The organism is Bradyrhizobium sp. Mp19, from assembly GCF_029952935.1.
In the GTDB taxonomy this organism is placed as follows: Bacteria; Pseudomonadota; Alphaproteobacteria; order Rhizobiales; family Xanthobacteraceae; genus Bradyrhizobium; species Bradyrhizobium elkanii.
In genome coordinates this window covers 96,325-121,286 of sequence record NZ_JASAUT010000027.1, presented here as the reverse complement: position 1 = coordinate 121,286, position 24,962 = coordinate 96,325, and the positions used below count along the sequence as shown (strand labels likewise).

Genomic DNA, 24,962 nt, shown 5'->3' with positions numbered 1-24,962 from the left:
GCGCCCCCAGAAGCCACGCAAAAAAATGCCTGACACTGGCCTCCACCCGCGCACGCCCGATTGCGCAAAGCCCTCGCTTGCGGGGGAGGGCCGGGGTGGGGGCTTTCTCCACGAGTCATGTTGTGGAGAGAGCCCCCACCCGGCGCTACGCGCCGACCTCCCCGCAAGCGGGAGAGGTGACTCCAACGCTCGAACAGGACCGACCTGAATGAATGCACCGTCACCATCAGCCGTGCCCGGCATGCGCCGGAACATGGTGACGATCTGCGCGATGACCGCGACGATCATGCAGGCGCTCGACACCACGATCGCCAACGTTGCGCTGCCCTATATGCAGGGCTCGCTGTCGGCCTCGCAGGACCAGATCAACTGGGTGCTGACCTCCTACATCGTCGCGGCCGCGATCATGACCGCGCCGGTCGGCTGGATCGCCAACCGCTATGGCCGGAAGCGCATCTTCATCATCTGCTCGGCCGGCTTCACGGTCGCCTCGGTGTTCTGCGGCCTGGCGCAGGACATCAACCAGATGGTGCTGTTCCGCCTGCTGCAGGGCGTGTTCGGCGCGGCGCTGGTGCCGCTGTCGCAGGCCGTGATGCTCGACTCCTACGCGCTGCATGAGCGTGCCAAAGCGATGTCGATCTGGGGTATGGGCGTGATGATGGGCCCGATCATGGGGCCCTCGCTCGGCGCCTGGCTGACCGAGACCTATTCCTGGCACTGGGTGTTCTTCGTCAATTTGCCGTTCGGCGCGATCACCGTGCTCGGCCTTGCGGTCTTCATGGACGAAACCAAGCAGGACCTCAATCTGCGCTTCGACTGGTTCGGGTTCGGTGCGCTCGCGGTCGCGATCGGTTCGCTGCAGCTCGCGCTCGACCGCGGCGAGCAGCTCGGCTGGCTTGAATCCAACGAGATCATGATCGAATTCATCGTCTCCGCGGTCGGCTTCTACTATTTCTTCGCCCATTCGCTGACGACCAGCCGGCCTTTCATCCAGTTCGCGCTGTTCAAGGACAAGAACTTCCTCGGCGGCTGCGTGTTCATGACTGTCATGGGCCTCGTGCTGTATTCGACCATGGCGCTGTCCTCGCCCTATCTGCAGAACGTGGTCGGCTACCCGATCATCACCGCGGGCCTGTTGTTGGCGACCCGCGGCGCCGGCACCTTCGTCGCGATGATGCTGGTCGGCCGCATGATGCGCTACATCGAGGCGCGCACGCTGATCATCTCCGGCCTGGCGCTGACCGCGGCCTCGCTGTTCCAGATGACCGGCTGGACCGACATGACGCAGGCCAACGAGATCATCGTCGTCAGCGTCGTCCAGGGCTTTGGCTTCGGCCTCGTGTTCGTGCCGCTGTCGACGGTGGCGTTCATGTCGCTGCCCAACCATCTGCGCACCGACGGCACCTCGATGCTGACGCTGCTGCGCAACGTCGCAAGCTCGGTCGGCATCTCGATCGTGATCGCGCAGCTGACGGAAGGCGGACGGCGGATCTACGCAAAGCTGTCGGAGCAGATCAATCCGTTCAACCACGCGCTGCAGATGCCCGACGTGTCAGGCATGATCAACCTCAACACCGATGCCGGCCGCGCGATGGCCGACAAGATGGTGGCGGCGCAGTCGCAGATCATCGCGTTCTCGCACGACTACCAGCTGGTGATGCTGTTCATCCTGGTCTCGATCCCGCTCGCGCTGATGATCGGCTCGACCAAGGCCACGCTGCGCTCGCAGTCCGCGCCGTCGGACCATGCCGCGATGATGGAGTAGGTTTCAACGTCTCTGTGTCCGATAGCGCGCCCCTCACCGCTTTATCGGTGTCATCGTCCGGCTTGACCGGGCGATCCAGTACGCCGCGGCCTATCGGCTCAAGCACTGCGGCCTCTTGAATACTGGGTCGCCCGGTCGAGCCGGGCGACGACAGTCTTTGTTGCGGCCAACCCTCCTAAAGCGCAAGACGCCGCAGCCGCAAGCCGCGTTGACTTTCCGACCTCGCCTCCCAATACTCCGCGAAAACAAGCAAGACCCGTCACACAACTGACGGTTTCAGGGGAGGACGCGATGCCGACTTCACGCAGGACGCTGCTGAAGACTTCAGCGGCTGCCGCCGCTGCTTTCAGCTTGGATTGGACACGGGCGCAGGCGCAGGCCGAAACGGTCCGGATCGGTGTGATCTACGACCTGACCGGCCCGTTCGCCGCCGGCGGCTCGGTCGCCTCCTCGATCGGCACCCAGATCGCGATCGACCTCGTCAACGAGAAGGGCGGCGTCGGCGGCAAGTACAAGATCGCGCCGGTCAACGTCGATTCCCAGAGCAAGCCCGATGTCGCGATCAACGAGGCCAATCGCCTGATCGACCAGGAGAAGGTCGACATTCTCAACGGCGTGTTCGCAAGCTCCCACGCGGTGCCGCTCGCCGCCAAGGTCGAGCAGCAGAAGCGGATCCTGTGGATCACGACCGCGGTCTCGACCGCCGTGTTCAAGGACAAGAACCTGCAATACGTGTTCCGCGCGCAGATCCATTCCGACCAATACGGCCAGGCCTTCGCGAGCTTCATCAATGAGCACGCCAAGGCCAAGCTCGGCATGGAGCCGAAGGACGTCAAGGTGGCGCTGATCCACGAGGACGGGCCCTATGGCGTCGGCGTCGCCGCCGCCGACGAGGCCTTCGCCAAGGAGGTCGGGCTTCAGGTCGTGCTGAAGGAGGGCTATTCGGCTTCCGCGCCCGATCTCTCGGTGCTGGTCACCAAGCTGAAGCGCGCCAAGGCCGACGTGATCTCGCATGCCGGCTACAATCCCGACATCACGCTGTTCCTGCGCCAGGCGCGCGAGAGCGGGCTGAAGTTCAAGATGCTGTTCGGCGCCGGCGCCGGCTACAGCCAGCTCGACAAGCTGCGCGCGACCTTCGGCGCCGACATCGACAATTTCTGCAACATCGACCCAGTGCCGGCGCAGCTGCTCGATCCGGCCAAGCTCGCACCCGGCGTCGGCGACCTCACCAAGACCATGGTCGCGCGCTACCGCGAGAAGACCAATGCGACCGAAGTGCCGCCGCACTGCTCGATGGGCTTCAACCAGACCTGGATCCTGCTCAACAATGTGCTGCCGGTCGCCAAGGACAAGTATGGCGGCTTCGATCCCGAGGCGATCCGCAAGGCGGCGCTCGACGTCGACATCCCCGCAGGCGGCACCATCCAGGGCTATGGCGTGAAGTTCTATCCGCCGGGCACGCCGCTGTCCGGCCAGAACGAGCGCTCGACGCCGGTCGTGATGCAGAACGCCGGCGAGCGCATCACCGTGGTGTGGCCGACCAATATCCGCACGCAGGACCCGGTGTTCCCGCTGCCGAAGGGCTCGGTGTACGCGGCGTAGGAGTCGATCCTTATCGCGGCTGGCCGGCAACTATCTCCGTCATCCTGAGGAGCCCGCACTTGCGGGCGTCTCGAAGGATCGACGGCCACCGGCCGGGCCGTGCATCCTTCGAGGCTCGCTCCGCTCGCACCTCAGGATGACGGGTCTAGCGTGGCACACACGATCTCGCTGTTGCGGGCAACCTACAGCACCACCCGCCTGCCCTCATCCGCCGCCCAGTAGCCGGCGTAGTTCACCCTGGTCGTCTCATACGCCAGCGCGAGATCGGCGAGCGGCTGCCGCCCAGTCGTCACGCATTCCATGAAGTCCTGGATCTCCTGCAGGTAGCCGCGGGTCCATTCCTCCTCGAGGCAGACATATTGCCAGCCGGTTTTGCGATCGACCTTTTCGGTGATGTAGACCGAGGCGAGCTTCTCCTCGGAGGTCTGGTAGCTCATCAGATGCGTGTTGGGGGTGATGTTGGCGAACAGCGAGCCGCCGCTCGTGTAGGTCTCGACCAGGTTGCGTACGCCGCCCATGATCATGTCGCCCGAAAACACCGTGGCCTTGGTGCCGTCGGAGAAAGTTGCGGTCAGCGTGCCCCAATCCTCGACATCGACGGGATTGGCCTTGATGTAGGCGCGCTCTTCGGATTTAAGGCCGGCGGTGACATTGCCGACGTCGCAGGTGACGCTGGCGACCGCGATGGTCTCGCCGCGCGCTTTCGCCTCGACCTGCTTGAGATAGAGCACCGCCGACAGGGGATGACAGCCCATCCGGATCAGCGAGCCGCCGCCGGTCATCGCCCACTCGGCGGCATGCGCCGCATGCGAGCCGGAATGGCTCTCCTCGCCCTTCATGAACAGGATCTTGTCGCCGGTGGCGCGGATGATCTCCGCGGTCTTGGTCACCGCCGGCGCGTAGATCCAGTCCTCGGCATACATGAAGAGTTGTCCGCTTCGCTCGATCGCGGCACGGGTCACCTCCATCTCCTCCATCACCCGCTGGTACATCAGCGCTTTGGGCACATGCTTGCCGATCGGCGCCTTGTCGCCGTCGCGGCCGAAATAACCGCTGAACGGCTTCTCGCAGATCACGTGCTTGCCGGCCTGCATCGCCTCGACGATCATCCCAGCATGCAGATTGGGCGGCGTGCAGATGTCGATGACGTCGATATCAGCGTCGGCGATCAGCTCGGCAAAGCTGCGACAGGCATTCGGGATTGCGTGCTTGCGGGCGAACGCATTGACATGATCGCCGCGCGCCGCGACCGCCCTCACCTCGACGTCGACGCCATAGACGCGCCGGTAGGCAACCATGTGCAGCTCCGACACGAAGCCGCAGCCGGCCAGCCCGATCCTGATTTTTGTCATTTGATGTCTCCGCCCTTCAGGCGGGCGGAGAGTAGCGTGCGGCCATCACCGCGTCGAACGCATTTGCCATGACATCAGTCGAAGGCATCATCGTCGTGAACAATTCGAACGCGTCCGCTGCTGCGTAGATCGCGAGATCGCGCCCGGTCAGGACTTTGGCGCCCTTTGCCTTGGCCGCCAACAGCAACGGCGTCCACAGCGGCGTATAGACGGCGTCGGCGACCCACATCGACGAATGCAACAAGCTCTCCGGCACGGGACTGTCGCGGTTCGGCAGCATGCCGAACGGCGTTGCATTGACGACGCCGGTCGCGCCGTCGACCGCGCCCTCGACGCTGGCGACACCACGGACCGCATGACGGCCGGCCAACTGACCGGCCAGCCGCGCGACCTTCGCGGCATCGGCGTCGAAGACGCGGAGTTCACCGACGCCGAGGCCGGCGAGCGCGAAGGCGATCGCCTTGCCGACGCCGCCGGCACCGATCAGCGCGATCGGGCCGCGCGGCGCTGATGCAAGCAGCGGCGCGATCGCACGCACAAAACCTGACGCGTCGGTGTTGTGCCCGACCAGCCGCGCACCATCGGCGACGATGGTGTTGACCGCGCCGATCGCGCGCGCATCGGGTGCGAGGTCGTCGAGCAGTTCGACGACCGCCTCCTTGTAGGGAAAGGTGACGTTGACGCCGGCAAAGCCGAGCCGCCTGATGCCCTCAAGCATCGCACGCAGATCGTCGCGGCCGGCGCCCTCGACCTCGATCAGCTGGTAGTGACAGCGGACGCCGAGCGCTGCAGCGGCTGCTTCGTGCATCGCAGGCGCCGCCGAATGCGCGATCGGATAGCCAATCAGGCCCGTCAGGAAACGGTCGCGCATTGTCCCTCACGTCAGTCACGTTCAGCTCATGCGGTCGAGCCGAGCATAGCTGTCTTCCATGCCGTGCTCCATGCCAGTCGCGAGCATCGCCGCGCGCGTTTCGGCATCCGGCAGCGTCATCCGCATCGTCATCAAGGTGCCGTCGCCGTCGGGCGCGAAGCGCGTCTCGACGTGATTGTCCGGCGTCGGATCCGGCAGATGCATGCGCTCGACATGCACGATGCGGCTGAACGGCTCGAGTGCGAGATATTCGCCGGTCAGATGGAAGCCGCCGCCCTTGCCGTCGGTCCATTCGTAGCGAATCCGGCCGCCGGGCTTCGCCTCGCTGATGCAGACCGGCATGGTCCAGCCGTCGGGACCGAGCAGCCATTTCTGCAACAGCTCCGGCTCGGTATGCGCGCGATACACCGCCTCGGGCGGCGCGACGAAGCGCCTGGTCACGACGACATAGCGGTCGCCTTCGGTCTTCAGCGTCAACTTGCTCATGGGGATACCCTTCACTGCTCAGGCTTCATTGCGGCCAGCACGCCGTCCAGCCGGTCGTAATTGGTTTCCAGCGCGCGGCGCAGCATGCCGAGCCATTGATCGATCTCGGCAACCGCTGATGGCGCCAGCCGGCACGGCCGCTTGGTGCCCTCGATGCGCCGGACGATCAGGCCCGCGCCCTCGAGCACCTTGAGATGGCGGGAAATCGCGGGCTGGGTCATGTCGAACGGCTCGACCAGTTCCATCACAGTTGCCTCGCCCAGCGCGAGACGCGCCAGGATCGCCCGGCGAGTCGGGTCGGCGAGCGCGGAAAAGGCGGCATCGAGGTTGGCCATGCTTGATCTCGTTCGGTTATATAACGTATGTGTTATATAACCGATGACGCATGGTCAAGCGAAATCCGCTGCGGCGAACGCGCCGCAGCGGATTCCGGTCGTGCCTTCAATGCTGGAATTGCGCGCCGTTCGCGGCGCGCAGCTAGACGTCGAAGAACACGGTCTCGCTGTCGCCCTGCAGATGGACGTCGAAGGTGTAGACGTTGCCCGCGCCGGCCTTGCGCTGCGCGATCAAGGTCGGGCGGCGATCGGCCGGCACCAGCGCCAGCGTGGAATCGGCGGCGTTGCCGGCTTCGCCGTCGAAATAGATCCGGGTGTAGAGATGCAGCAGCATGCCGCGCGCGAACACCGCGAGCAGAATATGCGGCGCCTGCGGCTTGCCGTCGGCATCCGGCACTGAGCCCGGCTTGATGGTGTCGAATGCATAACCACCGCTCTTGTCGGTGCCGCAGCGGCCAAAGCCCTTGAAGCTTGAGTTCGGCAACGCGCGCGCATCCTGCGGATCCGAGAAGCGGCCCTGCGCATCGGCCTGCCAGATCTCCAGCATGCAGTCCGGGATCACGGCGCCGTCGCCGTCATAGACCTTGCCCTCGACGCGGATGCGCTCGCCCGAGACGTCGCCCGTCAGCAAATTGTTGGTGAAGGCGTCGTTCCACTCATACTCGCCGTTCGGCGTCAGGCCATACTTGAAATAGGGACCGACGGTCTGCGAGGGCGTGATTCCATCAGGACGCGGGTTCGACACTTACCTGGTCTCCATCGGCGTGGCACTCTGCCCGCGCAGCACGATATCGAAGCGGTAGCACAGCGCCCATTCCGGCTTGGTGTTCTCGAGATCGAAGGCGGAGATCATCCGCGCCCGCGCCTTCTCATCCGTCACCGAGTTGAAGATCGGGTCGAACGGGAACAGCGGGTCGCCGGGGAAATACATCTGGGTCACCAGCCGCGAGACGAAGGAGTGCCCGAACACCGAGAAGTGGATATGCGCGGGTCGCCAGGCATTGTGGTGATTGCCCCAGGGATAGGCGCCGGGCTTGATGGTGATGAACTTGTAATAGCCCTTGGCATCGGATTGCGTGCGGCCGGCGCCGGTGAAGTTGGGATCGAGCGGCGCCGGGTGCTGGTCGACGACATGGATGTAGCGGCCGCAGGCATTGGCCTGCCACAGCTCGACCAAGGTGTTGGGCACGCCGCGGCCGTCCTCGTCGAGCACATAGCCGTGCACGATGATGCGCTCGCCGAGCGGCTCGCCCTTGGCCTGGATGGTGAGGTCGTTGTCGTGCGCGCGCACCGTCTCATGACCGTAGACCGGCCCGGTCAGCTCCGAGAGCGTGTGCCGCATCGGGATCAGCGGCTTCGTGGGCGCGCGCCTAGTCGCGCTGCGGTACGCAGGCGACAGACGCGCGGGATGGACGCTGTTCGAAGTGATCGGGTAGATCAACGTCATGTTGCTTTCTCCAGACCGGATTCCCGCCCGCGCCGGATATCAGGCCGGCGCCTTGAAATCGTAGGAGATGCGCCCGGCCGGCAGATAGAACAGCGCGATGACTGCGCCGCCCCTGACCTCCGGATAATGCCGGCTGCCGGGATCCGGCGCCGTCCAGCCCGGCCCCTGCCAGCCCTGCAATCCCTTCAGCTGGGCGCCCTTGTCGAGGGGAACGACGAGGTTGAGCTCGCCATAGGGATGGCCGTGATATTGCCCGCGCAGCACGTCGTGATCGTCCTCGTCCTTGAAGCGGCGCGGATCGGTGCTGTTCATGTAGACCGCGGTGATGCTGAACTGGAACGTCTCGGGGACCGGCTCGAGGATGCGGCTGCGCCGATAGTTCGGGCCTTCCACCTCCTGGTTTGCGGCCCAGCCCTCCTCGACTCCCATTTTGATGAGGCGGGCCAGATCCTGGTACAGCGCGCTGTCCTCTCCATAGGTCTCGTTGAGCCATCGCTCCATCGCCGCGCTCGGTGTCATGTCCTTGACCTCACGCAGAAACGGAATGCTGCGTTCGATAAGCTGTTCACGGCTTCCCATGACTTTCTCCTGTCTAATCCTCGAAACCCTTGAAGGAGGCGAATGCCTCCAGTTCCGCGCGCGGCATCAGCCGCGTGCGCGACCGCTCCCTGGGGTGGCCCATCGAGATCCCGCAGGCCACCATCTGCTCGGCGGGGATCGACAACAGCGGACGCAAGATCCGGTGGAATCTGGCGAAGGTTTCCTGCGGACAGGATTGCAGCCCGCGTCCGACCGCCGCCAGCATCACGTTCTGGATGAACATGCCGAGATCGAGCCAGCTTCCCATCGCCAGGCGCCGATCGATGGTGACGATCAATCCAACCGGCGCGCCGAAGAACATGAAGTTCTTTGCGGTCTGCCGGCTCCTCGCCGCTGCGTCGCTTTGCGCGATCCCGAGCGAGTCATAGAACAATCGCCCGAACTCCTGGCGACGACCGAGATACGGTTCGGGGAACGCGCTGGCGTAGTATTGATATTCGGAGACGTGCTCGCTCGGCTCGTTCTCGTAGGCATGCAGAAGCGCAGCCGACACCTCGGTTTTGGCGGCGCCGGCGAGCACGTAGACGTGCCAGGGCTGGATGTTCGCGCCGCTCGGCGCGAACCGCGCCACGCGCAGGATCTGCTCGACCGTCCAGCGCGAGACCGGACTGCCGGAGAACTCGCGGCACGACAGCCGGCCGGCGATCACCTCGTCGATCGGGTTGCGCGCAACTCCGCACGCCGCGTCCCGGTCGATCACGACTTCTTCACGAGCGAGCATCCGCCGTCCTCCATCGGTCTGAAGGCCTCTTCCCCCGGGATCGTGGCCAGCAGCTGGTAGTAGTCGAACTGGTATTTCGACTCCTCCGGCGACTTGACGCGGAACAGATACATGTCGCGGACCAGCCGGCCGTCCGGACGGATCCTGCCGTTGCGGGTCATGAAATCGTTGACCGGCAATTCGCGCATCTTGGCGGCGACAGTCGGCCCATCGAGCGTGCCGGCGGCTTCGACCGCCTTGAGGTAGTGCATGACCGCACCATAGGTGCCGGCGTGGATCATGGTGGGCACCTTCTTCGTCTTCTCGATGAAGCGCTTCGACCACGCGCGCGTCTCGTCGTTGAGGTCCCAGTAGAACGCCGAGCTCAGCATCAGGCCTTGCGCGCTCTGCAGCCCGAGGCTGTGAATGTCGGCGATGAAGACGATCAGGCCGGCAAGCTTCTGCCCGCGCGTCACGCCGAACTCGCCGGCCTGCTTCACGGCGTTGATGAAGTCGCCGCCGGCATCGGCGAGCGCGATCACGTCCGCTTTGGAAGCTTGCGCCTGCAGCAGGAAGGACGAGAAGTCGGGCGTGTTGATCGGGTGTTTCACGGCGCCGACGACCCTGCCGCCGGTGGCGTCGATCACCTTGCGGCTGTCGGCCTCGAGCTGCGCACCGAGCGAGTAGTCGGCCGAAAGAAAGAACCAGGACCTGGCGCCGAGGCGCGAAATCGCCTTCGTCGTTCCCTGCGACAGCGCGTAAGTATCGTAGGTCCAGTGAATGCCGGTCGGCGAGCACTCGTCGCCGGTCAGCCGGGACGTTGCCGCGCCGGTGGCGAGGAACAGCTTCTTCTTGTCGCGCGTGATGCCCTGCACCGCCAGTGCGACCGCGGAATTCGGGACGTCGAGGATGGCCTCAACATTGTCGTTCTCCAGCCAGCGCCGGGCAATCGCCGAGCCGATATCCGCCTTGTTCTGGTGATCGCCGCCGACGATCTCGATCGGACGGCCCAGCACCTTGCCCTTGAAATCGTCCACCGCCATCTGCGCCGCGACCACCGAGCCCTGGCCGCCATTGTCGGCGTAGAGCGACGACATGTCGGTCAGCACGCCGAGCCTGACCGGCCCGCTCTGTGCAATCGCCGACGTCCCTGTCGCCACCAGCATCAACGCCAGTCCGATCGATTTACGCGCGCCACTTCGGGCCGACATCACCCAGGCCTTCATCGCTTTTTCTCCTCCCAACCCGGTGCCGGCAATCTTGGCCAGAACGCCGCGTTGCGGAAGTGAAAGTCTTGCAGAGTGATCCTGAACCGGCTTCAGATGGCTGGTGGTGACGACACGGCAATACGCTCGTGGAGAATCCGCTCGGTTGCATCCGCCAGACGGCTGGCCTTAACTGCCGTCGATCGTGGAATTTTGCCGAGGCGAGCGATCCGCTACAGACAGGACTCGCAGCGTGTCCGTTTCCTTCAAGACCCTGGATCTCAATCTGCTCAAGGTGTTCGACGCAGTCATGGAGGAGCGCAGCGTGCTGCGGGCCAGCCAGAAGGTCGCGCTGAGCCAGTCCGCCGTCAGCCACTCGCTGGCGCGACTGCGCGAAATGCTGGACGACGACCTGTTCGTGCGCACGGCCACCGGCATGCAGCCGACGGCGCGCGCGTTGACGATGGCGCCGCAGGTCCGCCAGGCGCTGCGATCGCTGGAGGCCGCGGTCGAGCTGCCGACCTTCGCGCCGGCGGCCTCCACAAAACCGTTCACGCTGGCCGCCAACGACTTCACGACGATGGTGCTGGCGCCGCCGCTGCTGAAGATCCTGGGTCGGGAAGCTCCGGCGATCGACCTCACCATCAAGCCGGTGACGCGGATCGATCTTGCCGAGCAGATCGACCTCGGCCGCATCGACGTTGCGATCGGCGTGTTCTCGTCGCCGCCGAGCCGCTTCCGCACGGCACTGCTGTTCGAATATGACGACGTGCTGATTGTCGGCAAGAAACGCAAGCTTGGCCGGCTCGACAAGGCAAAGCTCGCGACCTTGCCGCTGGTCGTGGTGTCCTTTGGCGGCGAGCAGGAGGGCGCGATCGGCGGCTTCATCTCCGAGCGCGGGCTCGCCAGGCGTTCGGAGATGTACGACCGCCCCGCGCTCGAACGGGCGCTGTCCGACAGCGACCGGCCGCCACGGATCGCGGTCTCGCTGCCGCACTTCCTTGCCCTGCCCGCACTGCTGATCGATTCCGAACTTGCTGCCATCGTCCCGCGGCCGCTGGCGCGTGCGCTCGAGCAGGCGCATGCGATCACGACCTACGAACTGCCTTACACCACGACGCCGGTGGAGGTTCGGCTGCTCTGGCACGAACGCGTCGAGGACGAGCCTTCGCACGAATGGCTTCACGAGGTGCTCCGGCGCGCCACCGAAGAACTCAGGCGCGGCCGCTAAAGCGCGATGAGATTGGAGTGAATCATCATCGCGCTCTAGCTTGTTGTTTGAGCATGATCTTTCGGAAAACCGCTTCGCACTTTTCCGGATCATGCTCTAGCGGCTGGCCACGCTTCACCACAATTCGCGGCCTTCATTGCGCGGCCATGGTACCGGACATCGGAACCCAGCGCTCGCCGTCGAAACGCTGCGGCCGCAGCGACGTGATCAGGCGATAATCATCCGGGCTGGTGTTGACGGTGATGCCCGGGATCAGGCCCGGCAGCGCCAGGTTTTTCAGCGCGGTGGCCTGCTTCATGATGTTCTGCCGGGACAGATCATCGCCGCAGGCCTCGATGACCTTGGTCATGAGCACAGCGACGTTCCATCCGGTGAAGTTGAGCTGATCCTCGATATCGCCCTCGGGATAGTATTTTTTCATGAAGGCCAACCATTCCAGATAGGCGGGATCGTTGGCCCATTCGGGATCGCCGACCGACTTGGTCGGCGTCGCCGAGATCGCTCCCCTGGCGTTGTCGAGGCCGGCAGGCTTGAGGATCGTCGGCACGAAGTTGCTGCCGATCGGGAGGAACTGCTGCGCGCGCCAGCCGAGCTCGCCCGCCTTGCGGATCGCCTGCGATGTGAATTTGCCGGTCGACGCATTGAGAAAGACGTTGGCATTGGTGCTCGCCAGCGCCACGATCTGCGAATCGACCGTGGGCGACGTGACTTCGTAGGGCGACGCCGCGACAATCTCGGCCTTGGGATCGAGGCGGGCCAGTTCGGCCTTGAAGCTGCGGAGATATTCGCGGCCGTAGTCGTCGTTCTGGTACAACACGGCGACGCGCGCACCGGGCGTGTGCTCGGCCACCAGCCGCGCATAGATCGCAGCCTCGGTGCTGAACAACGTCATCCCCGAGATCGTGTAGGGACTGGTCTTCGGGTCGGCAAAGCGTTCGCTGGCCGCGAACACGAACAGCTGAGGGATCTTCTTGGCGTTGAGATATTTCTGCACCGCGGCGTTCTGCGCCGTTCCCATGCTGCCGAAGATCGCGACCGCCTCGTCATTCTCGATCAGCCTGCGCGTCTGCTCCACCGCCTTCGGCGGGCTGTAGCCGTCGTCGAGCGAGATCAGCTTGACCTTGTGGCCATTGATGCCGCCGCGATCGTTGATCATCTGGAAGTAGCGGGTCTGCACCTTGCCGACCGCGCTCAGGGCCGACGCCGGCCCGCTATAGGGCATGGTCTGGCCAAGGATCAATTCGGTCTCTGCAGCGCCGGCCGAGCCGCAGGCCGCAACCAAGGCCGCGGATATGACAGCGCGAAGTCCGCGCATGTGCTCCTCCCCTGTTTCTTACCCGGAATATTCTTCCTAGGAAGATAATTGTCAACCCTCGACGAAGAGCGGCAAATGGCCGCTCCGCGGAGCGATGCGCTTGTGTAAGGCAATCGCAAGAACTTGCGAGGCGACACGCCAATTCGACGGTGTTAGATTGCTGCGATGCATGGTGCCGGCGCCCTTGGCGCAGGACGAAGGGGACTGGAAGGGAATGAAGAAGAGCAGCGTGTCACGCCGCGCCGAAGCTGCGATCAAGCAGCCGCCTACGCCCGACAGCACCCTTTACGACGACATCGAGGCGGCCTGGCTCGCGCAGCGCCCCGACCTCGATCTTGCCGCGGCCTGCACCTTGCTACGGCTGGAGCGCGTCAACCAGCTGCACGAAATGCGCCTGCAGGACATAGCGAAGGCCGTCGGCCTGCAAACCGGCGAGCTCTACGTCCTGCTGGCGCTCCGGCGCTCGGGCAAGCCGTATGAGTTGCGCCCGACCGACCTGTTCCGCGCCCTCCTCGTCACGTCGGGTGCCATGACCAAGCGCGTGGCCCGGCTCCAGGAAGGCGGCTTCGTCCTGCGCGTTTCGGCCAGCGACGACGGCCGTTCGGAACTGGTCCGTCTCACCGCCAAGGGTCTTGCAACCGCCGACCGCGGCATTGCCGAGGTGGCGAGGGTTGTCGAGGGCGTGACCGAGGCGAGCGGACTGACCAAGGCAGAGCTCGCCATGCTGGACCGCTGCCTGCGCAAGCTGCTCGCGGTCAGAGCCGTGAAAGCACCGAAGAAATCCGGCCGGCTTGCGGCGGCGGATTAGCCCTGCCGCCGGCAACTTCATGCGACAGCCTTGTTACCGGCCTTCAGCAGCGACTTGAGATCGCATGAGCTGTCTGCTGCCTGCTCCGGCGTCGGCGAAATGCCCGCCGCGATCAGCCGCCGCGCCACTATCTGGTCGCCGGGATGGTTGATGCTGTCGACTGCGACGAGCTTGCCCTGCCGGTAGTTGAACACAGAGAACCGGCCGGCTTCGATCGCGCCGCGGATCACGATCCGGTCGCTGCGCGCCGAGTGCCCGACGATCTGAAGCTTGAGATCGTGTTGATCCGACCAGAACCGCGGCACGCTGTCATAGGGCTCATGGCTTTCCGCGATCGCAAGCCCCGCGGACCGTCCCTGATCCTGCGCGTGCTGAACCGACTCCAGCCTGATCCATCCGCCCGCGAAGCGGCTGTAGTGATTGGCGCAGTCGCCGGCGGCGTAGATGCCCGGGCATGCCGTCCGGCCGTGCTCATCCACCACAATGCCATTGACGCAATCGAGCCCCGCGGCAACGGCGAGTTCATCATTGGCGATGCCGCCAATGCCGACCACGACGAGATCGGCGCCGAGACGCACGCCTCCGTTCAGCTCGACCGCCGCAACCCGTCCGCCATCACCAATCATTGCCGAGACGGCCGTGCCGAACTTCACCGTAACGCCCGCTCGAACGTGACGATCGAGCAGGACGCGCGACACCACCGGAGAGACCGCCCGCTCGAGCAACCGCGACGCGGCCTCGATCACCGTCACCTTCTTGCCGAGCCTGGCCGCAGAGGACGCTACCTCGAGCCCGATGAAGCCGCCGCCGACGATCGCGATCTCGCTGGCCTCGCCGAGCCGCGCCTTGAGCTCGACCGCGTCGGCGATCGACCTGAGATAACAGACCCCGTCGAGTTCGGCGCCGCGGACCGCGATCCTCCGCGCGCGCGAGCCGGTGGCGATGACGAGGCGCTCGAAGTCGAGGACCGCGCCGTCGGCCAACACGACCCGGCCGGCATCGCGATCGATCCCGACAACGCGGTGGCCAAGACACAGCTCGATCCTGTTGTCGGAGAAAATAGCCTCGTCGTGCATCAGCAGACCCTGCGCGCTGACCTCGTCGAGCAGAAAATCCTTTGACAGCGGCGGCCGCTGATACGGCAGCGCGCTCTCATCGGCGATCACGGTCACCGGCTCGGCATAGCCGGCTGCACGCGCGGTGAGGGCCGCCTGAATGCCGGCATAGGAGGCGCCGATGACGACGAGGCCGCTCACGGCTTGACGTCCGCACCGCCATCACCGGCAGTTTCCAGGGCAGCGCCGCCGCCGAGCTGCACATAGACCTCGCCGTCGCGGATCTCGACCTCGAACGCCTCGATATCGCTGTAGGCGCTCGACCGGCATTTGCCGTCGCGGACATCGAACATCGCGCCGTGCAGCGGGCATTCGATCACATGTCCTTCGAGAAACCCTGTCGACAACAGCGCGAACGCGTGCGAGCAGACGTCGTCGGTCGCGAAGACGTCGTCGTCGACCTTGTAAAGCGCAACGCGACGCTCGCCGACCCTGAAGCCCAGCGGCTCCCCTTCCGACAGTTTCGCGGCGGCGCATAGATGGTGCCAGGTCATGAGGTGAATCTCCTGCGCTGAAGCTGAGACGGGACGCGGGCACGCTGCCCACGTCCTGCGCGTACGATCCGATCAGCGGGGAATCTGCCGCCAATCCTCGGCAGCGGAGGCGAGCCGGCCGCCGACGGCGCGGATGTCCTTGTAGGACATGGCTTCGCTCTGGCCGCTTTTCGGCGCCTTGCCGTTCATGAAGCCGCGCACCTCGTCGAGCAGCTGGCGGCGCACCCTAACAATCGCCTGGTCCGCCGAGCAGAGATATTCCTGCGAACGGTCGACGATCGGCCCCATGCTGACCATGACAACGAAATCCTCGATGACGATCTCATGGAAGCCGGTGCTGTTGCCGGCATCCATGATCTGGCGGTTCTGCCCCCAATTGTTGCTTTGATCGCCCGGCAGGCCGCCGGCCATCGGCCACTGGTTGGCGCGCTGCACCTTGCGCCAGGAATCCACCGGCTTCTCGGGATTGTAGAAGATGTACCACTGGATCAGGTTCTCGTCGTCGATCGGCACCGCGATGATCGCGGTGCGATCCTGCTGCGGTCCGGAGAAGATCGGCGCGATCAGGCCATAGTAGGGCATCACGAACTCGGTGACGCGGGCAAGGCATGATCCGTCCGGTGCGGTGCGCAACGCCGCGGCACGGAAGCCATAGGACTTCTTATCGAATTCGTAAGCGACTTCGGTGTTGACGCGGGTCGCGCCGAAGTCGGTCGACGACGTCGCGGTCCAGCTCTGGTGCAACAGCGCGACGTGCGAGGAATCGATGGTGGCCTCGACGCCCTGCAGCCAATTGGCTTTGAGCTCGATGCCGGCCGCGTAAACCTGATCCGGCGGCAGATCCATCCACTCGAAGTCGGGCGCGGGCGGCGCCGCACCCTCGCCGAGCCAGACCCAGATCAGCCCGGCGCCTTCGCGCACCGGATAGGCTTTCGCTTTCACGGTCCTGGCGAATTCCTTTGGATTGTTCGGCTCGTTGGGAACGTCGAGCACCTCGCCCTGTGCATTGATCTTCCAGCCGTGAAACAGGCAGGTCAGCGAACAGTCGTCGACCCGCGCCAGCGCCAGCGACGCGCCGCGGTGCGGACAGGCTTCGTCGAGGAAACCGACCGAACCGTCCTTGCCCCTGAACGCCACGAAGTTGCGGCCGAACAGCTTGACGCGAACCGGTGCCTCTCCCTTGCGGACGCGCACCGAGAGAACGGCCGGCAGCCAGTAATGCTGCCGCAGCATCCGTCCCATCGGCGCGTCACCCGTGACGCGGCACAGCAATTCGTTCTCTTCCCTCGTGACCATCGCGAAACCTCCCTGATTGACGCCTTTGCCGTTCTGGGCTTAATATCTTCCTAGGAAGATTATTGTCAAGTTATCTTCCAAAGAAGCCATGTTGGGAGACATCATGACCAAGGGACGCCTCAAGGATCGCATCGCGCTGGTGACGGGAGGAAGCCGCGGGGTCGGCAAGGGCGTGGCGATCGGCCTTGCCGAGGCCGGCGCGACGGTGATCGTGACGGCGCGGACGCGCAACAGTGGCGGATCGGAATGGCCGGGTTCGCTCGACGAGACCATCGCCGCGATCGACGAGGCCGGCGGCCGCGGCATCGGCCTGCTATGCGATCACTCCGACGACGGCTCGGTGCAGGAGATCTTCGATCTGATCCGGCGCGACCACGGCCGGCTCGACGTGCTCGTCAACAATGTGTTTGCGGCGCCGAATGTGATGCCGGTGAATGTCCCGTTCTGGCAGGTGCCGGCCTCGCTATGGGACTCCATGCATCGCGTCGGGCTGCGCTCGCATTTCATCGCCAGCCAGTTCGCCGTGCCGCTGATGCTGCCGCAAAAGCGCGGCCTGATCGTCAACACGTCGTCGGGCGGTGGCGTCAGATACACGTTCAACGTTCCGTTCGGCGTGCAGAAATCAGGCGTCGACCGGATGGCGCGCGACATGGCGCATGAGCTGCAGCCGTTCGGCATTGCCGCCGTCTCGATCTGGCCCGGCTACATCAAGAGCGAGAAGCTGGCGGCACAGCCCGATCGCGTGCCGCCGGCGCTCGCCAAACTGATTGCAGAGCGCGGCGAGAGCCCGGTGTTCGCCGGACGCGCGGTGGCGGCACTCGCCGGCGATCCCGACGTGATGGCCAAGAGCGGCCAGATCGTGCTCGCCTCGGAGCTGGCGGCCGAATACGGCTTCACCGATGTCGACGGCAAGGTCCCGCCGCCGCCGAGCCGCGATCCCGCGCCGCTCGCCGTGTTCAAGCCAGGCGTCACGACTTGAGATCGGCCCGGAGGGCGAGCACGCATCGCGTGGTCGCCGCGCACGGAGACACCGGTTTTCGCTAGACGTCGAAGAACACGGTCTCGTTGTCGCCCTGCAGATGGACGTCGAACGTGTAGGCGCTGCCCGCGCCGGCCTTGCGCTTTGCGATCAGCGTCGCGCGGCGATCGGCCGGCACCAGCGCCAGCGTGGAATCGGCGGCGTTGCCGGCTTCGCCGTCGAAATAGATCCGGGTGTAGAGATGCAGCAGCATGCCGCGCGCGAACACCGCGAGCAGAATATGCGGCGCCTGCGGCTTGCCGTCGGCATCCGGCACTGAGCCCGGCTTGATGGTGTCGAATGCATAACCACCGCTCTTGTCGGTGCCGCAGCGGCCAAAGCCCTTGAAGCTTGAGTTCGGCAACGCGCGCGCATCCTGCGGATCCGAGAAGCGGCCCTGCGCATCGGCCTGCCAGATCTCCAGCATGCAGTCCGGGATCACGGCGCCGTCGCCGTCATAGACCTTGCCCTCGACGCGGATGCGCTCGCCCGAGACGTCGCCCGTCAGCAAATTGTTGGTGAAGGCGTCGTTCCACTCATACTCGCCGTTCGGCGTCAGGCCATACTTGAAATAGGGACCGACGGTCTGCGAGGGCGTGATTCCATCAGGACGCGGGTTCGACACTTACCTGGTCTCCATCGGCGTGGCACTCTGCCCGCGCAGCACGATATCGAAGCGGTAGCACAGCGCCCATTCCGGCTTGGTGTTCTCGAGATCGAAGGCGGAGATCATCCGCGCCCGCGCCTTCTCATCCGTCACCGAGTTGAAGATCGGGTCGAACGGGAACAGCGGGTCGCCGGGGAAATACATCTGGGTCACCAGCCGCGAGACGAAGGAGTGCCCGAACACCGAGAAGTGGATATGCGCGGGTCGCCAGGCATTGTGGTGATTGCCCCAGGGATAGGCGCCGGGCTTGATGGTGATGAACTTGTAATAGCCCTTGGCATCGGATTGCGTGCGGCCGGCGCCGGTGAAGTTGGGATCGAGCGGCGCCGGGTGCTGGTCGACGACATGGATGTAGCGGCCGCAGGCATTGGCCTGCCACAGCTCGACCAAGGTGTTGGGCACGCCGCGACCATCCTCGTCGAGCACGTAACCATGCACGATGATGCGCTCGCCAAGCGGCTCGCCCTTGGCCTGGATGGTGAGATCGTTGTCGTGCGCGCGCACGGTCTCATGACCATAGACCGGCCCGGTCAGTTCCGAGAGCGTGTGCCGCATCGGGATCAGCGGCTTCTGCGGCGAGCGCTTCACGGTGGAGCGATAGTCCGGCGACAGCCGCGCCGGATGGGCCGCAAGCGATTGCAGCGGGTACAACAAGGTCATGGCGAATTCCTCCGCGGCCCACGCGCCCGGTGGGCTCACGTCAGATCATTATAATGCATAACCAAATTGGGGAAGGGCTGTTTTCAGCCCCTCCAAGCCATTGGCTTAATTCAGCTTTTCGATCGCGACCGCAACGCCCTGACCGACCCCGACGCACATAGTTGCCAAGGCAAGCTTCCCGCCCCGCTTCTCCATGCCGTGCACGGCGGTTAGGACCAGCCGCGCGCCGCTCATGCCGAGCGGGTGGCCGAGCGCGATCGCGCCGCCATGCGGATTGACGAAATCGGCGTCTTCCTTGACGCCGAGCTGGCGCAGGCAGGCGATGCCCTGCGAGGCGAAGGCCTCGTTGAGCTCGATCAGATCGAAGTCCGACACCTTGATGCCGAGACGCTCGACCAGTTTCTTGGTCGCCGGCACCGGACCGATGCCCATGATGCGCGGCGGCACCGCGGCCGAGGCAAGGCCGAGGATTTTTGCGCGCGGCGTCAGGCCGTGCTTCTTCACCGCGGCTTCGGAAGCGAGGATCATCGCGGCGGCGCCGTCATTGACGCCGGACGCATTGCCCGCGGTCACCGTGCCCGGATTGCGCACGATCGGCTTCAGCTTGGCGAGCCCTTCGAGTGTGGTCTCCGGACGCGGATGCTCGTCCTTGTCGACGGTGATCGGGCCGGCCTTGCCGCCGGGCACCTGGATCGGAATGATCTCCTCGGCGAAATAGCCCGACGCGATCGCCGCGCCCGCGCGCTGCTGCGAGCGGATCGCCATCGCATCCTGATCGGCGCGCGACACCTGGAATTCCTCGGCGACGTTCTCGCCGGTCTCAGGCATCGCATCGACGCCGTACTGCGCCTTCATCAGCGGATTGATGAAGCGCCAGCCGATCGTGGTGTCGTAGATCTCGGACGAGCGCGAGAAGGCTTCCGCGGCCTTGCCCATCACGAACGGCGCACGCGTCATCGATTCGACGCCGCCCGCAATCGCGAAATCGATCTCGCCGGCGCGGATGGCGCGGCCCGCGGCGCCGACCGCATCGAGGCCGGAGGCGCAGAGCCGGTTCAGGGTCTGGCCGGGAACCGACTCCGGCATGCCGGCGAGCAACAGCGCCATGCGCGCGACGTTGCGGTTGTCTTCGCCGGCCTGGTTGGCGCAGCCGAAATACACCTCGTCGACCTCGTTCCAATTGAGTGTCGGGTGTTTGGCCATCAGCGCCTTGATCGGGGCCGCGGCGAGATCGTCGGCGCGCACCTTGGCGAGCGAGCCGCCGAAACGGCCGATCGGGGTCCGGACGGCATCGCAAATGAACACATCACGCATTGAATCTCTCCCTGAATGCCGCGACTTAGGCGCTGGATCGGCTGGAACTTGAGATCGGTTTTAGGAGCGTGCCCGCGACAGGTCAATTGACGTGGCTGCGTGGCATCAGCGCATTCCCGTGAGGCCTCGTCATATTTCAGGCCGTGGAGAGGGTGGAAAACCCCCTCCTCGCGGATAGGACCGCGCGACGAAATTTTGTAGTTTCCGCCACCTCATGACCATTCAGCAGCCGATCCCCGTTCCGCCCGAGCCCGCTCCCGCCGCCGAGGCGCCGTCGCGCGTCACGCCGATGATGGAACAGTATCTGGAAATCAAGGCCGCTCATCCCGGCCTGCTGCTGTTCTACCGGATGGGCGACTTCTATGAGTTGTTCTTCGAGGATGCCGAGATCGCCTCCAGGACGCTCGGCATCGTGCTGACCAAGCGCGGCAAGCATCAGGGCATGGACATCCCGATGTGCGGCGTGCCGGTCGAGCGCTCCGAGGATTACCTGCATCGCCTGATCGGCGCCGGGCATCGCGTCGCGGTGTGCGAGCAGACGGAAAATCCCGCGGAGGCCAAAGCCCGCGGCAACAAGAGCGTGGTCCGCCGCGGCGTGGTGCGGCTGGTGACGCCGGGCACGCTGACCGAAGACACGCTGCTCGACGCCCGCACCAACAATTACCTGATCGCGATCGCGCGCGCCCGCGGCTCGGCCGGCGCCGACCGGCTCGGGCTCGCCTGGATCGACATCTCGACCTCCGAATTCATGGTGACGGAGTGCACGACCGCGGAGCTCGCGGCGACGCTGGCGCGCATCAATCCGAACGAGGCCATCGTCACCGATGCGCTCTACAGCGACAGCGAGCTGGCGCCGACCTTGCGCGAGCTGCCCTCGGTGACGCCGCTGACCCGCGACGTGTTCGACAGCGCCACCGCCGAGCGGCGGCTGTGCGACTATTTCGCGGTCGCGACCATGGACGGCCTGTCGGCGATGTCGCGGCTGGAAGCGACCGCCGCCGCCGCGGCCGTCACCTATATCGACCGCACCCAGGTCGGCAAGCGTCCGCCGCTGTCGCCGCCGGCGCGTGAGGCCGCCGGAACCACGATGGCGATCGACCCGGCGACCCGCGCCAACCTCGAACTGACGCGCACGCTGGCCGGCGAGCGCCGCGGCTCGCTGCTCGATGCGATCGACTGCACCGTCACCGCGGCGGGCTCGCGCCTCTTGGCGCAGCGCCTTGCCGCGCCGCTGACCGATGTCGCCGTGATCGCGCGGCGGCTCGATGCGGTCTCGGCCTTCGTTGAGGATTCCGCGGCGCGCGAGGACATCAGGACCGTGCTGCGCGCGGCGCCCGACATGTCGCGCGCGCTGGCGCGGCTCTCGGTCGGCCGCGGCGGCCCGCGCGATCTCGCGAACCTCCGCGACGGCATCCTCGCCGCCGACCAGGCGCTGGAGCTGCTGGCGCAGCTGTCCAATCCGCCGGCCGAGGTCTCCACCGTGATGGCGGCCTTGCAGCGTCCCTCGCGCGATCTGGCGCAGGAATTTTCCCGCGCGCTCTCCGAGCAGCTTCCGCTGATCAAGCGCGACGGCGGCTTCGTCCGCGAGGGCTATGAGGCCGCGCTCGACGAAAGCCGCAATTTGCGCGACGCCTCGCGCCTCGTCGTCGCCGCGATGCAGGCGCGCTACGCCGAGGACACCGGCATCAAGACGCTGAAGATCCGGCACAACAATGTGCTCGGATATTTCGTCGAGGTCACCGCGCAGCACGGCGACAAGCTGTTCGCGCCGCCGCTGAATGCGACCTTCATCCATCGCCAGACGCTGGCCGGGCAGGTCCGCTTCACCACCGCAGAGCTCGGCGAGACCGAAGCCAAGATCGCCAATGCCGGCGAGCGCGCGCTCAATCTCGAACTCGAGATCTTCGAGCGGCTCAGCGCAATGGCGCTCGCCGCCAGCGACGATCTGCGCAACGCCGCGCATGCCTTTGCGATGCTCGACGTCGCGACGTCATTGGCCAAACTTGCGATCGACGACAATTACGTGCGGCCCGACGTTGACGGCTCGCTCGGATTTGCGATCGAGGGCGGACGGCACCCGGTGGTCGAGCAGGCGCTGAAGCGCGATGGCCAGCCGTTCATTGCCAATGCCTGCGACCTGTCGCCGGCGCCCGCACAAAAATCCGGCCAGCTCTGGCTGATCACCGGTCCGAACATGGCGGGTAAGTCGACCTTCCTGCGCCAGAATGCGCTGATCGCGCTCTTGGCACAGATCGGCTCTTACGTGCCGGCGTCGCGGGCGCGGCTCGGCATCGTCGACCGGCTGTTCTCGCGGGTCGGCGCCGCCGACGACCTGGCGCGGGGACGCTCGACCTTCATGGTCGAGATGGTCGAGACCGCAGTGATCCTGAACCAGGCCAGCGAGCGGTCGCTGGTGATCCTCGACGAGATCGGCCGCGGCACGGCGACCTTCGACGGGTTGTCGATCGCCTGGGCCGCGATCGAGCATCTGCATGAGGGCAACCGCTGCCGCACGCTGTTCGCGACGCATTATCACGAGTTGACCGCGCTTTCGGCGAAACTGCCGCGGATGTTCAACGCCACGGTGCGGGTCAAGGAGTGGCAGGGCGACGTCGTGTTCCTGCACGAGGTACTGCCGGGCTCCGCCGACCGCTCCTACGGCATCCAGGTCGCAAAACTCGCCGGCCTGCCGCCGGCCGTGATCACGCGCGCCAAATCGGTGCTGGCCAAACTCGAGGCGCAGGACCGCGGCCAGACCGCGCGCGCTTTGGTCGACGATCTGCCGCTGTTCGCCGTCCCCTCCCGCGCCGCCAGCGAGGACAAGCCGCCGAGCGAGGCCGATCTGCTGGTCGAGGCGGTGAAGGCGCTGCACCCCGACGAGATGTCGCCGCGCGAGGCGCTGGACGCACTGTATGCGCTAAGGGCGAAGCTGCCGAAGCAGTAGCCCCGTAGCCCGGATGCAGCGAAGCGAAATCCGGGAACGCGCTCTCCGTTGCACGACCGCCCCGGATTGCGCGGAGCCCGTCATCGGGCGCGCGTTCGCGCGACCCGTTGGCTTCATCCGGGCCACGGATCATCCTTCTCCTTCTGAAAGGGGGAAGGTCGGGATGGGGGTCAGCCGCAGACGACGCTGTTTGCGGAGAGAGCAGATCCCCACCCGCTTTGCTCTGCCGAGCAAAGCGACCTCCCCTTTTCAAGGGGAGGTCAAGACGTCTTCCCACTCTTCCTCCGCCCGATCTGCCACAGCACCAGATTCCAGACGATGCAGGTGGCGAGCGCGCAGCAGAGGCCGATTGGCGAGCCGAATTGCAGCACCGCGATGTGCAGCACCGCAACCCCGAGGCCAAAGCCCATCAGGCCCCAGGCGCTGTTGGCGAGCACGGCGGCGGTTGCGGGGCCGCCGATGCGCGGATGCAGGATCAGCATCATCGAGGAGAACACGATCGGAAACAGCGCCATCACACCGGTGACGCGCGGGCCGACCCAGCCTGACGCCGTGACCACGGTGCCGACCAGGCTTGCGACCAGCGCGGCGCGCAGCGGAATGTCGTACCAGCGCCGCGCGATCAGCGGCATTTTCGCGACGTGCCGATAGGGCCGGAGCAGCGGGATGCAGATCGCAAAGGTGATGGCATTGACGATCAGCCCGGCGGCGAGCGACCACTCGAACTGGCGGATGATGGTGGCGAGCACCAGCCACACCGCGATCGCGCTGCCCGCGCTGATCCACATGCTGAAGCGCTGCGCCAGCACGGCGTAGGTCAGGCCCATATAGATCGTGGCGGCGTTGACCGGCAGGCTCGCCAGCGCGCCCTCGGCGATGAAGGCGGCGTCATGGTCGAGCGCGAGGAAGGTGTAGGACGGCCCGGCCGAGATCGGCAGGGTTGCGATCAGCGCGCCGATCACCGGTCCCGAACGCTCCGTGATGATGGACGCGCTCACCACGAATGCGGCCGCAACCGCCATGCGCAGCACGAGAATCAGGACGAAGTGGAGTTCGGGGGACATTGAGTGTCGTCCCGGCGAAGGCCGGGATCCATAACCACGACTATTCGTATGGAGCGAAAGCCGTCAGGCAGCGGGGCTTGAATCGAGATGACACGGCGTATGGGTCCCGGCTTTCGCCGGGACGACACCGTTGAAAGCGGCTACACCCGCTGCATCGTGACGGTCACCTTCGGGCCATTCTTGATGGTCTGATAGACCACGCAATAGCGTTCGGTGAGTTTCAGCAAGAGGTCGAGCTTGTCCTGCGGCGCGTCGGTGCCGATCTCGAAGCGCAGGCGGATTTCGCGGAAGCCGACCGGGGTCTCCTTGTCGACGCCGAGCGTGCCGCGGAAATCGAGATCGCCTTCGGCGAAGACGTTGCCGACCTTCAGCGGCACCTCGACGGCGGTCGCAACCGATTTCAGCGTGACGCCGGCACAGGCGACCAGCGCTTCCAGCAGCATGTCGCCGGAGCACAGCTCGAGCCCGGAGCCGCCGGTAGCGGGGTGGAGGCCGGCGATCGCGAGCGCACGGCCGGTCTCGACCTTGCAGGCGATGCTCTCATTGTCGATCGAGCCCTTGGCCTTCAGCGTGATCACGGCGGCTTGGGGGTCGGTCTTGTAGCGCTCCTTGATCGGAGCCTGCATTGCGCGGAGTTCGGCGGAGTCCATGGGTCTGCTCCCGGCTATTCTTC

General features: G+C 65.5%; 24 protein-coding genes. 6 read left to right on the top strand and 18 right to left on the bottom strand.

The window, feature by feature from the left end; translation table 11 throughout:
* Positions 1-208 precede the first annotated feature (208 nt).
* Positions 209-1,765, top strand: a complete 1,557-nt coding sequence (locus tag QJT82_RS26700) for an MDR family MFS transporter (protein ID WP_028344911.1) — start codon at positions 209-211, stop codon at positions 1,763-1,765.
* A 291-nt stretch (positions 1,766-2,056) separates the two neighbouring features.
* The gene (locus QJT82_RS26695; protein ID WP_028344910.1) at positions 2,057-3,367 is read left to right on the top strand and encodes an ABC transporter substrate-binding protein; all 1,311 of its coding nucleotides are present in this window, start codon (positions 2,057-2,059) and stop codon (positions 3,365-3,367) included.
* A 182-nt stretch (positions 3,368-3,549) separates the two neighbouring features.
* Here QJT82_RS26695 and QJT82_RS26690 read toward each other — a convergent pair whose 3' ends face one another.
* The 9 genes from QJT82_RS26690 to QJT82_RS26650 all read right to left on the bottom strand — a co-directional run bounded on the left by QJT82_RS26690 (position 3,550) and on the right by QJT82_RS26650 (position 10,324).
* Positions 3,550-4,719, bottom strand: coding sequence for a Gfo/Idh/MocA family oxidoreductase (locus QJT82_RS26690; protein ID WP_028344909.1), 1,170 nt, complete (start codon positions 4,717-4,719; stop codon positions 3,550-3,552).
* 16 nt (positions 4,720-4,735) lie between these two features.
* Entirely contained in the window at positions 4,736-5,590 is an 855-nt protein-coding gene (locus QJT82_RS26685) for a shikimate dehydrogenase (RefSeq protein WP_028344908.1), read from the bottom strand.
* A gap of 21 nt (positions 5,591-5,611) precedes the next feature.
* On the bottom strand, positions 5,612-6,076 hold the full coding sequence (locus QJT82_RS26680) for an SRPBCC domain-containing protein (protein WP_028344907.1): 465 nt from the start codon (positions 6,074-6,076) through the stop codon (positions 5,612-5,614).
* An 11-nt stretch (positions 6,077-6,087) separates the two neighbouring features.
* Entirely contained in the window at positions 6,088-6,411 is a 324-nt protein-coding gene (locus QJT82_RS26675) for a metalloregulator ArsR/SmtB family transcription factor (protein WP_028344906.1), read from the bottom strand.
* Between the two features lie 142 nt (positions 6,412-6,553).
* Positions 6,554-7,156, bottom strand: a complete 603-nt coding sequence (pcaG, locus tag QJT82_RS26670; RefSeq protein WP_028344905.1) for a protocatechuate 3,4-dioxygenase subunit alpha — start codon at positions 7,154-7,156, stop codon at positions 6,554-6,556.
* Positions 7,157-7,858: a protocatechuate 3,4-dioxygenase subunit beta gene (gene pcaH / locus QJT82_RS26665; protein WP_259245055.1), complete on the bottom strand. Its 702-nt coding sequence runs from the start codon at positions 7,856-7,858 to the stop codon at positions 7,157-7,159.
* A gap of 39 nt (positions 7,859-7,897) precedes the next feature.
* Positions 7,898-8,437 carry a DUF4863 family protein gene (locus tag QJT82_RS26660; protein ID WP_028344386.1) on the bottom strand — a complete coding sequence of 180 codons (540 nt, stop codon included), beginning with the start codon at positions 8,435-8,437 and terminating at the stop codon, positions 7,898-7,900.
* Positions 8,438-8,450: 13 nt separating this feature from the next.
* Complete coding sequence (locus tag QJT82_RS26655) at positions 8,451-9,179, bottom strand: nitroreductase (RefSeq protein WP_259245056.1); 729 nt, start codon at positions 9,177-9,179, stop codon at positions 8,451-8,453.
* Positions 9,155-10,324, bottom strand: coding sequence for an ABC transporter substrate-binding protein (locus QJT82_RS26650; RefSeq protein WP_245288919.1), 1,170 nt, complete (start codon positions 10,322-10,324; stop codon positions 9,155-9,157). The genes QJT82_RS26655 and QJT82_RS26650 overlap by 25 nt, the downstream gene beginning before the upstream one ends.
* Before the next feature lie 292 nt (positions 10,325-10,616).
* Here QJT82_RS26650 and QJT82_RS26645 point away from each other — a divergent pair, with 292 nt between their 5' ends.
* On the top strand, positions 10,617-11,594 hold the full coding sequence (locus QJT82_RS26645; protein WP_028344383.1) for a LysR family transcriptional regulator: 978 nt from the start codon (positions 10,617-10,619) through the stop codon (positions 11,592-11,594).
* Between the two features lie 133 nt (positions 11,595-11,727).
* Here the strand turns inward: QJT82_RS26645 and QJT82_RS26640 are convergent, their stop codons facing one another.
* Entirely contained in the window at positions 11,728-12,909 is a 1,182-nt protein-coding gene (locus QJT82_RS26640) for an ABC transporter substrate-binding protein (protein WP_028344382.1), read from the bottom strand.
* 184 nt (positions 12,910-13,093) lie between these two features.
* Here QJT82_RS26640 and QJT82_RS26635 point away from each other — a divergent pair, with 184 nt between their 5' ends.
* The gene (locus QJT82_RS26635) at positions 13,094-13,717 is read left to right on the top strand and encodes a MarR family winged helix-turn-helix transcriptional regulator (protein WP_196238248.1); all 624 of its coding nucleotides are present in this window, start codon (positions 13,094-13,096) and stop codon (positions 13,715-13,717) included.
* A gap of 17 nt (positions 13,718-13,734) precedes the next feature.
* On the opposite strand, the gene QJT82_RS26630 is transcribed toward QJT82_RS26635, so the two are convergent.
* The 3 genes from QJT82_RS26630 to QJT82_RS26620 form a co-directional block, all read right to left on the bottom strand.
* Positions 13,735-14,973 carry an FAD-dependent oxidoreductase gene (locus QJT82_RS26630; protein WP_028344380.1) on the bottom strand — a complete coding sequence of 413 codons (1,239 nt, stop codon included), beginning with the start codon at positions 14,971-14,973 and terminating at the stop codon, positions 13,735-13,737.
* Positions 14,970-15,326 (bottom strand): non-heme iron oxygenase ferredoxin subunit, encoded by a 357-nt coding sequence (locus tag QJT82_RS26625; protein WP_051448154.1) that lies wholly within the window; start codon positions 15,324-15,326, stop codon positions 14,970-14,972. Before QJT82_RS26625 ends, QJT82_RS26630 begins: the two co-directional genes overlap by 4 nt.
* Positions 15,327-15,398: 72 nt before the next feature.
* Positions 15,399-16,622, bottom strand: a complete 1,224-nt coding sequence (locus QJT82_RS26620) for a Rieske 2Fe-2S domain-containing protein (RefSeq protein WP_028344379.1) — start codon at positions 16,620-16,622, stop codon at positions 15,399-15,401.
* Positions 16,623-16,725: 103 nt separating this feature from the next.
* Between QJT82_RS26620 and QJT82_RS26615 the strand changes: the two genes are divergently transcribed.
* Positions 16,726-17,601 carry an SDR family NAD(P)-dependent oxidoreductase gene (locus QJT82_RS26615; RefSeq protein ID WP_035633557.1) on the top strand — a complete coding sequence of 292 codons (876 nt, stop codon included), beginning with the start codon at positions 16,726-16,728 and terminating at the stop codon, positions 17,599-17,601.
* Positions 17,602-17,662: 61 nt separating this feature from the next.
* Here the strand turns inward: QJT82_RS26615 and pcaG (QJT82_RS26610) are convergent, their stop codons facing one another.
* From pcaG (QJT82_RS26610) to pcaF, 3 genes are all read right to left on the bottom strand, one after another.
* On the bottom strand, positions 17,663-18,265 hold the full coding sequence (pcaG, locus tag QJT82_RS26610; RefSeq protein WP_259245057.1) for a protocatechuate 3,4-dioxygenase subunit alpha: 603 nt from the start codon (positions 18,263-18,265) through the stop codon (positions 17,663-17,665).
* Positions 18,266-18,967: a protocatechuate 3,4-dioxygenase subunit beta gene (pcaH, locus tag QJT82_RS26605; RefSeq protein WP_028341488.1), complete on the bottom strand. Its 702-nt coding sequence runs from the start codon at positions 18,965-18,967 to the stop codon at positions 18,266-18,268. It abuts the gene before it with no gap.
* 105 nt (positions 18,968-19,072) lie between these two features.
* Positions 19,073-20,281 carry a 3-oxoadipyl-CoA thiolase gene (pcaF, locus tag QJT82_RS26600; protein ID WP_028341487.1) on the bottom strand — a complete coding sequence of 403 codons (1,209 nt, stop codon included), beginning with the start codon at positions 20,279-20,281 and terminating at the stop codon, positions 19,073-19,075.
* Between the two features lie 214 nt (positions 20,282-20,495).
* On the opposite strand from pcaF, the gene mutS reads away from it, so the two are divergent.
* Positions 20,496-23,225: a DNA mismatch repair protein MutS gene (gene mutS, locus QJT82_RS26595; protein WP_028341486.1), complete on the top strand. Its 2,730-nt coding sequence runs from the start codon at positions 20,496-20,498 to the stop codon at positions 23,223-23,225.
* Positions 23,226-23,485: 260 nt separating this feature from the next.
* Here mutS and QJT82_RS26590 read toward each other — a convergent pair whose 3' ends face one another.
* Both QJT82_RS26590 and QJT82_RS26585 read right to left on the bottom strand, forming a co-directional pair.
* Positions 23,486-24,289 (bottom strand): hypothetical protein, encoded by an 804-nt coding sequence (locus QJT82_RS26590; protein WP_028341485.1) that lies wholly within the window; start codon positions 24,287-24,289, stop codon positions 23,486-23,488.
* 140 nt (positions 24,290-24,429) lie between these two features.
* Positions 24,430-24,939 (bottom strand): OsmC family protein, encoded by a 510-nt coding sequence (locus QJT82_RS26585; protein WP_028341484.1) that lies wholly within the window; start codon positions 24,937-24,939, stop codon positions 24,430-24,432.
* Positions 24,940-24,962 lie beyond the last annotated feature (23 nt).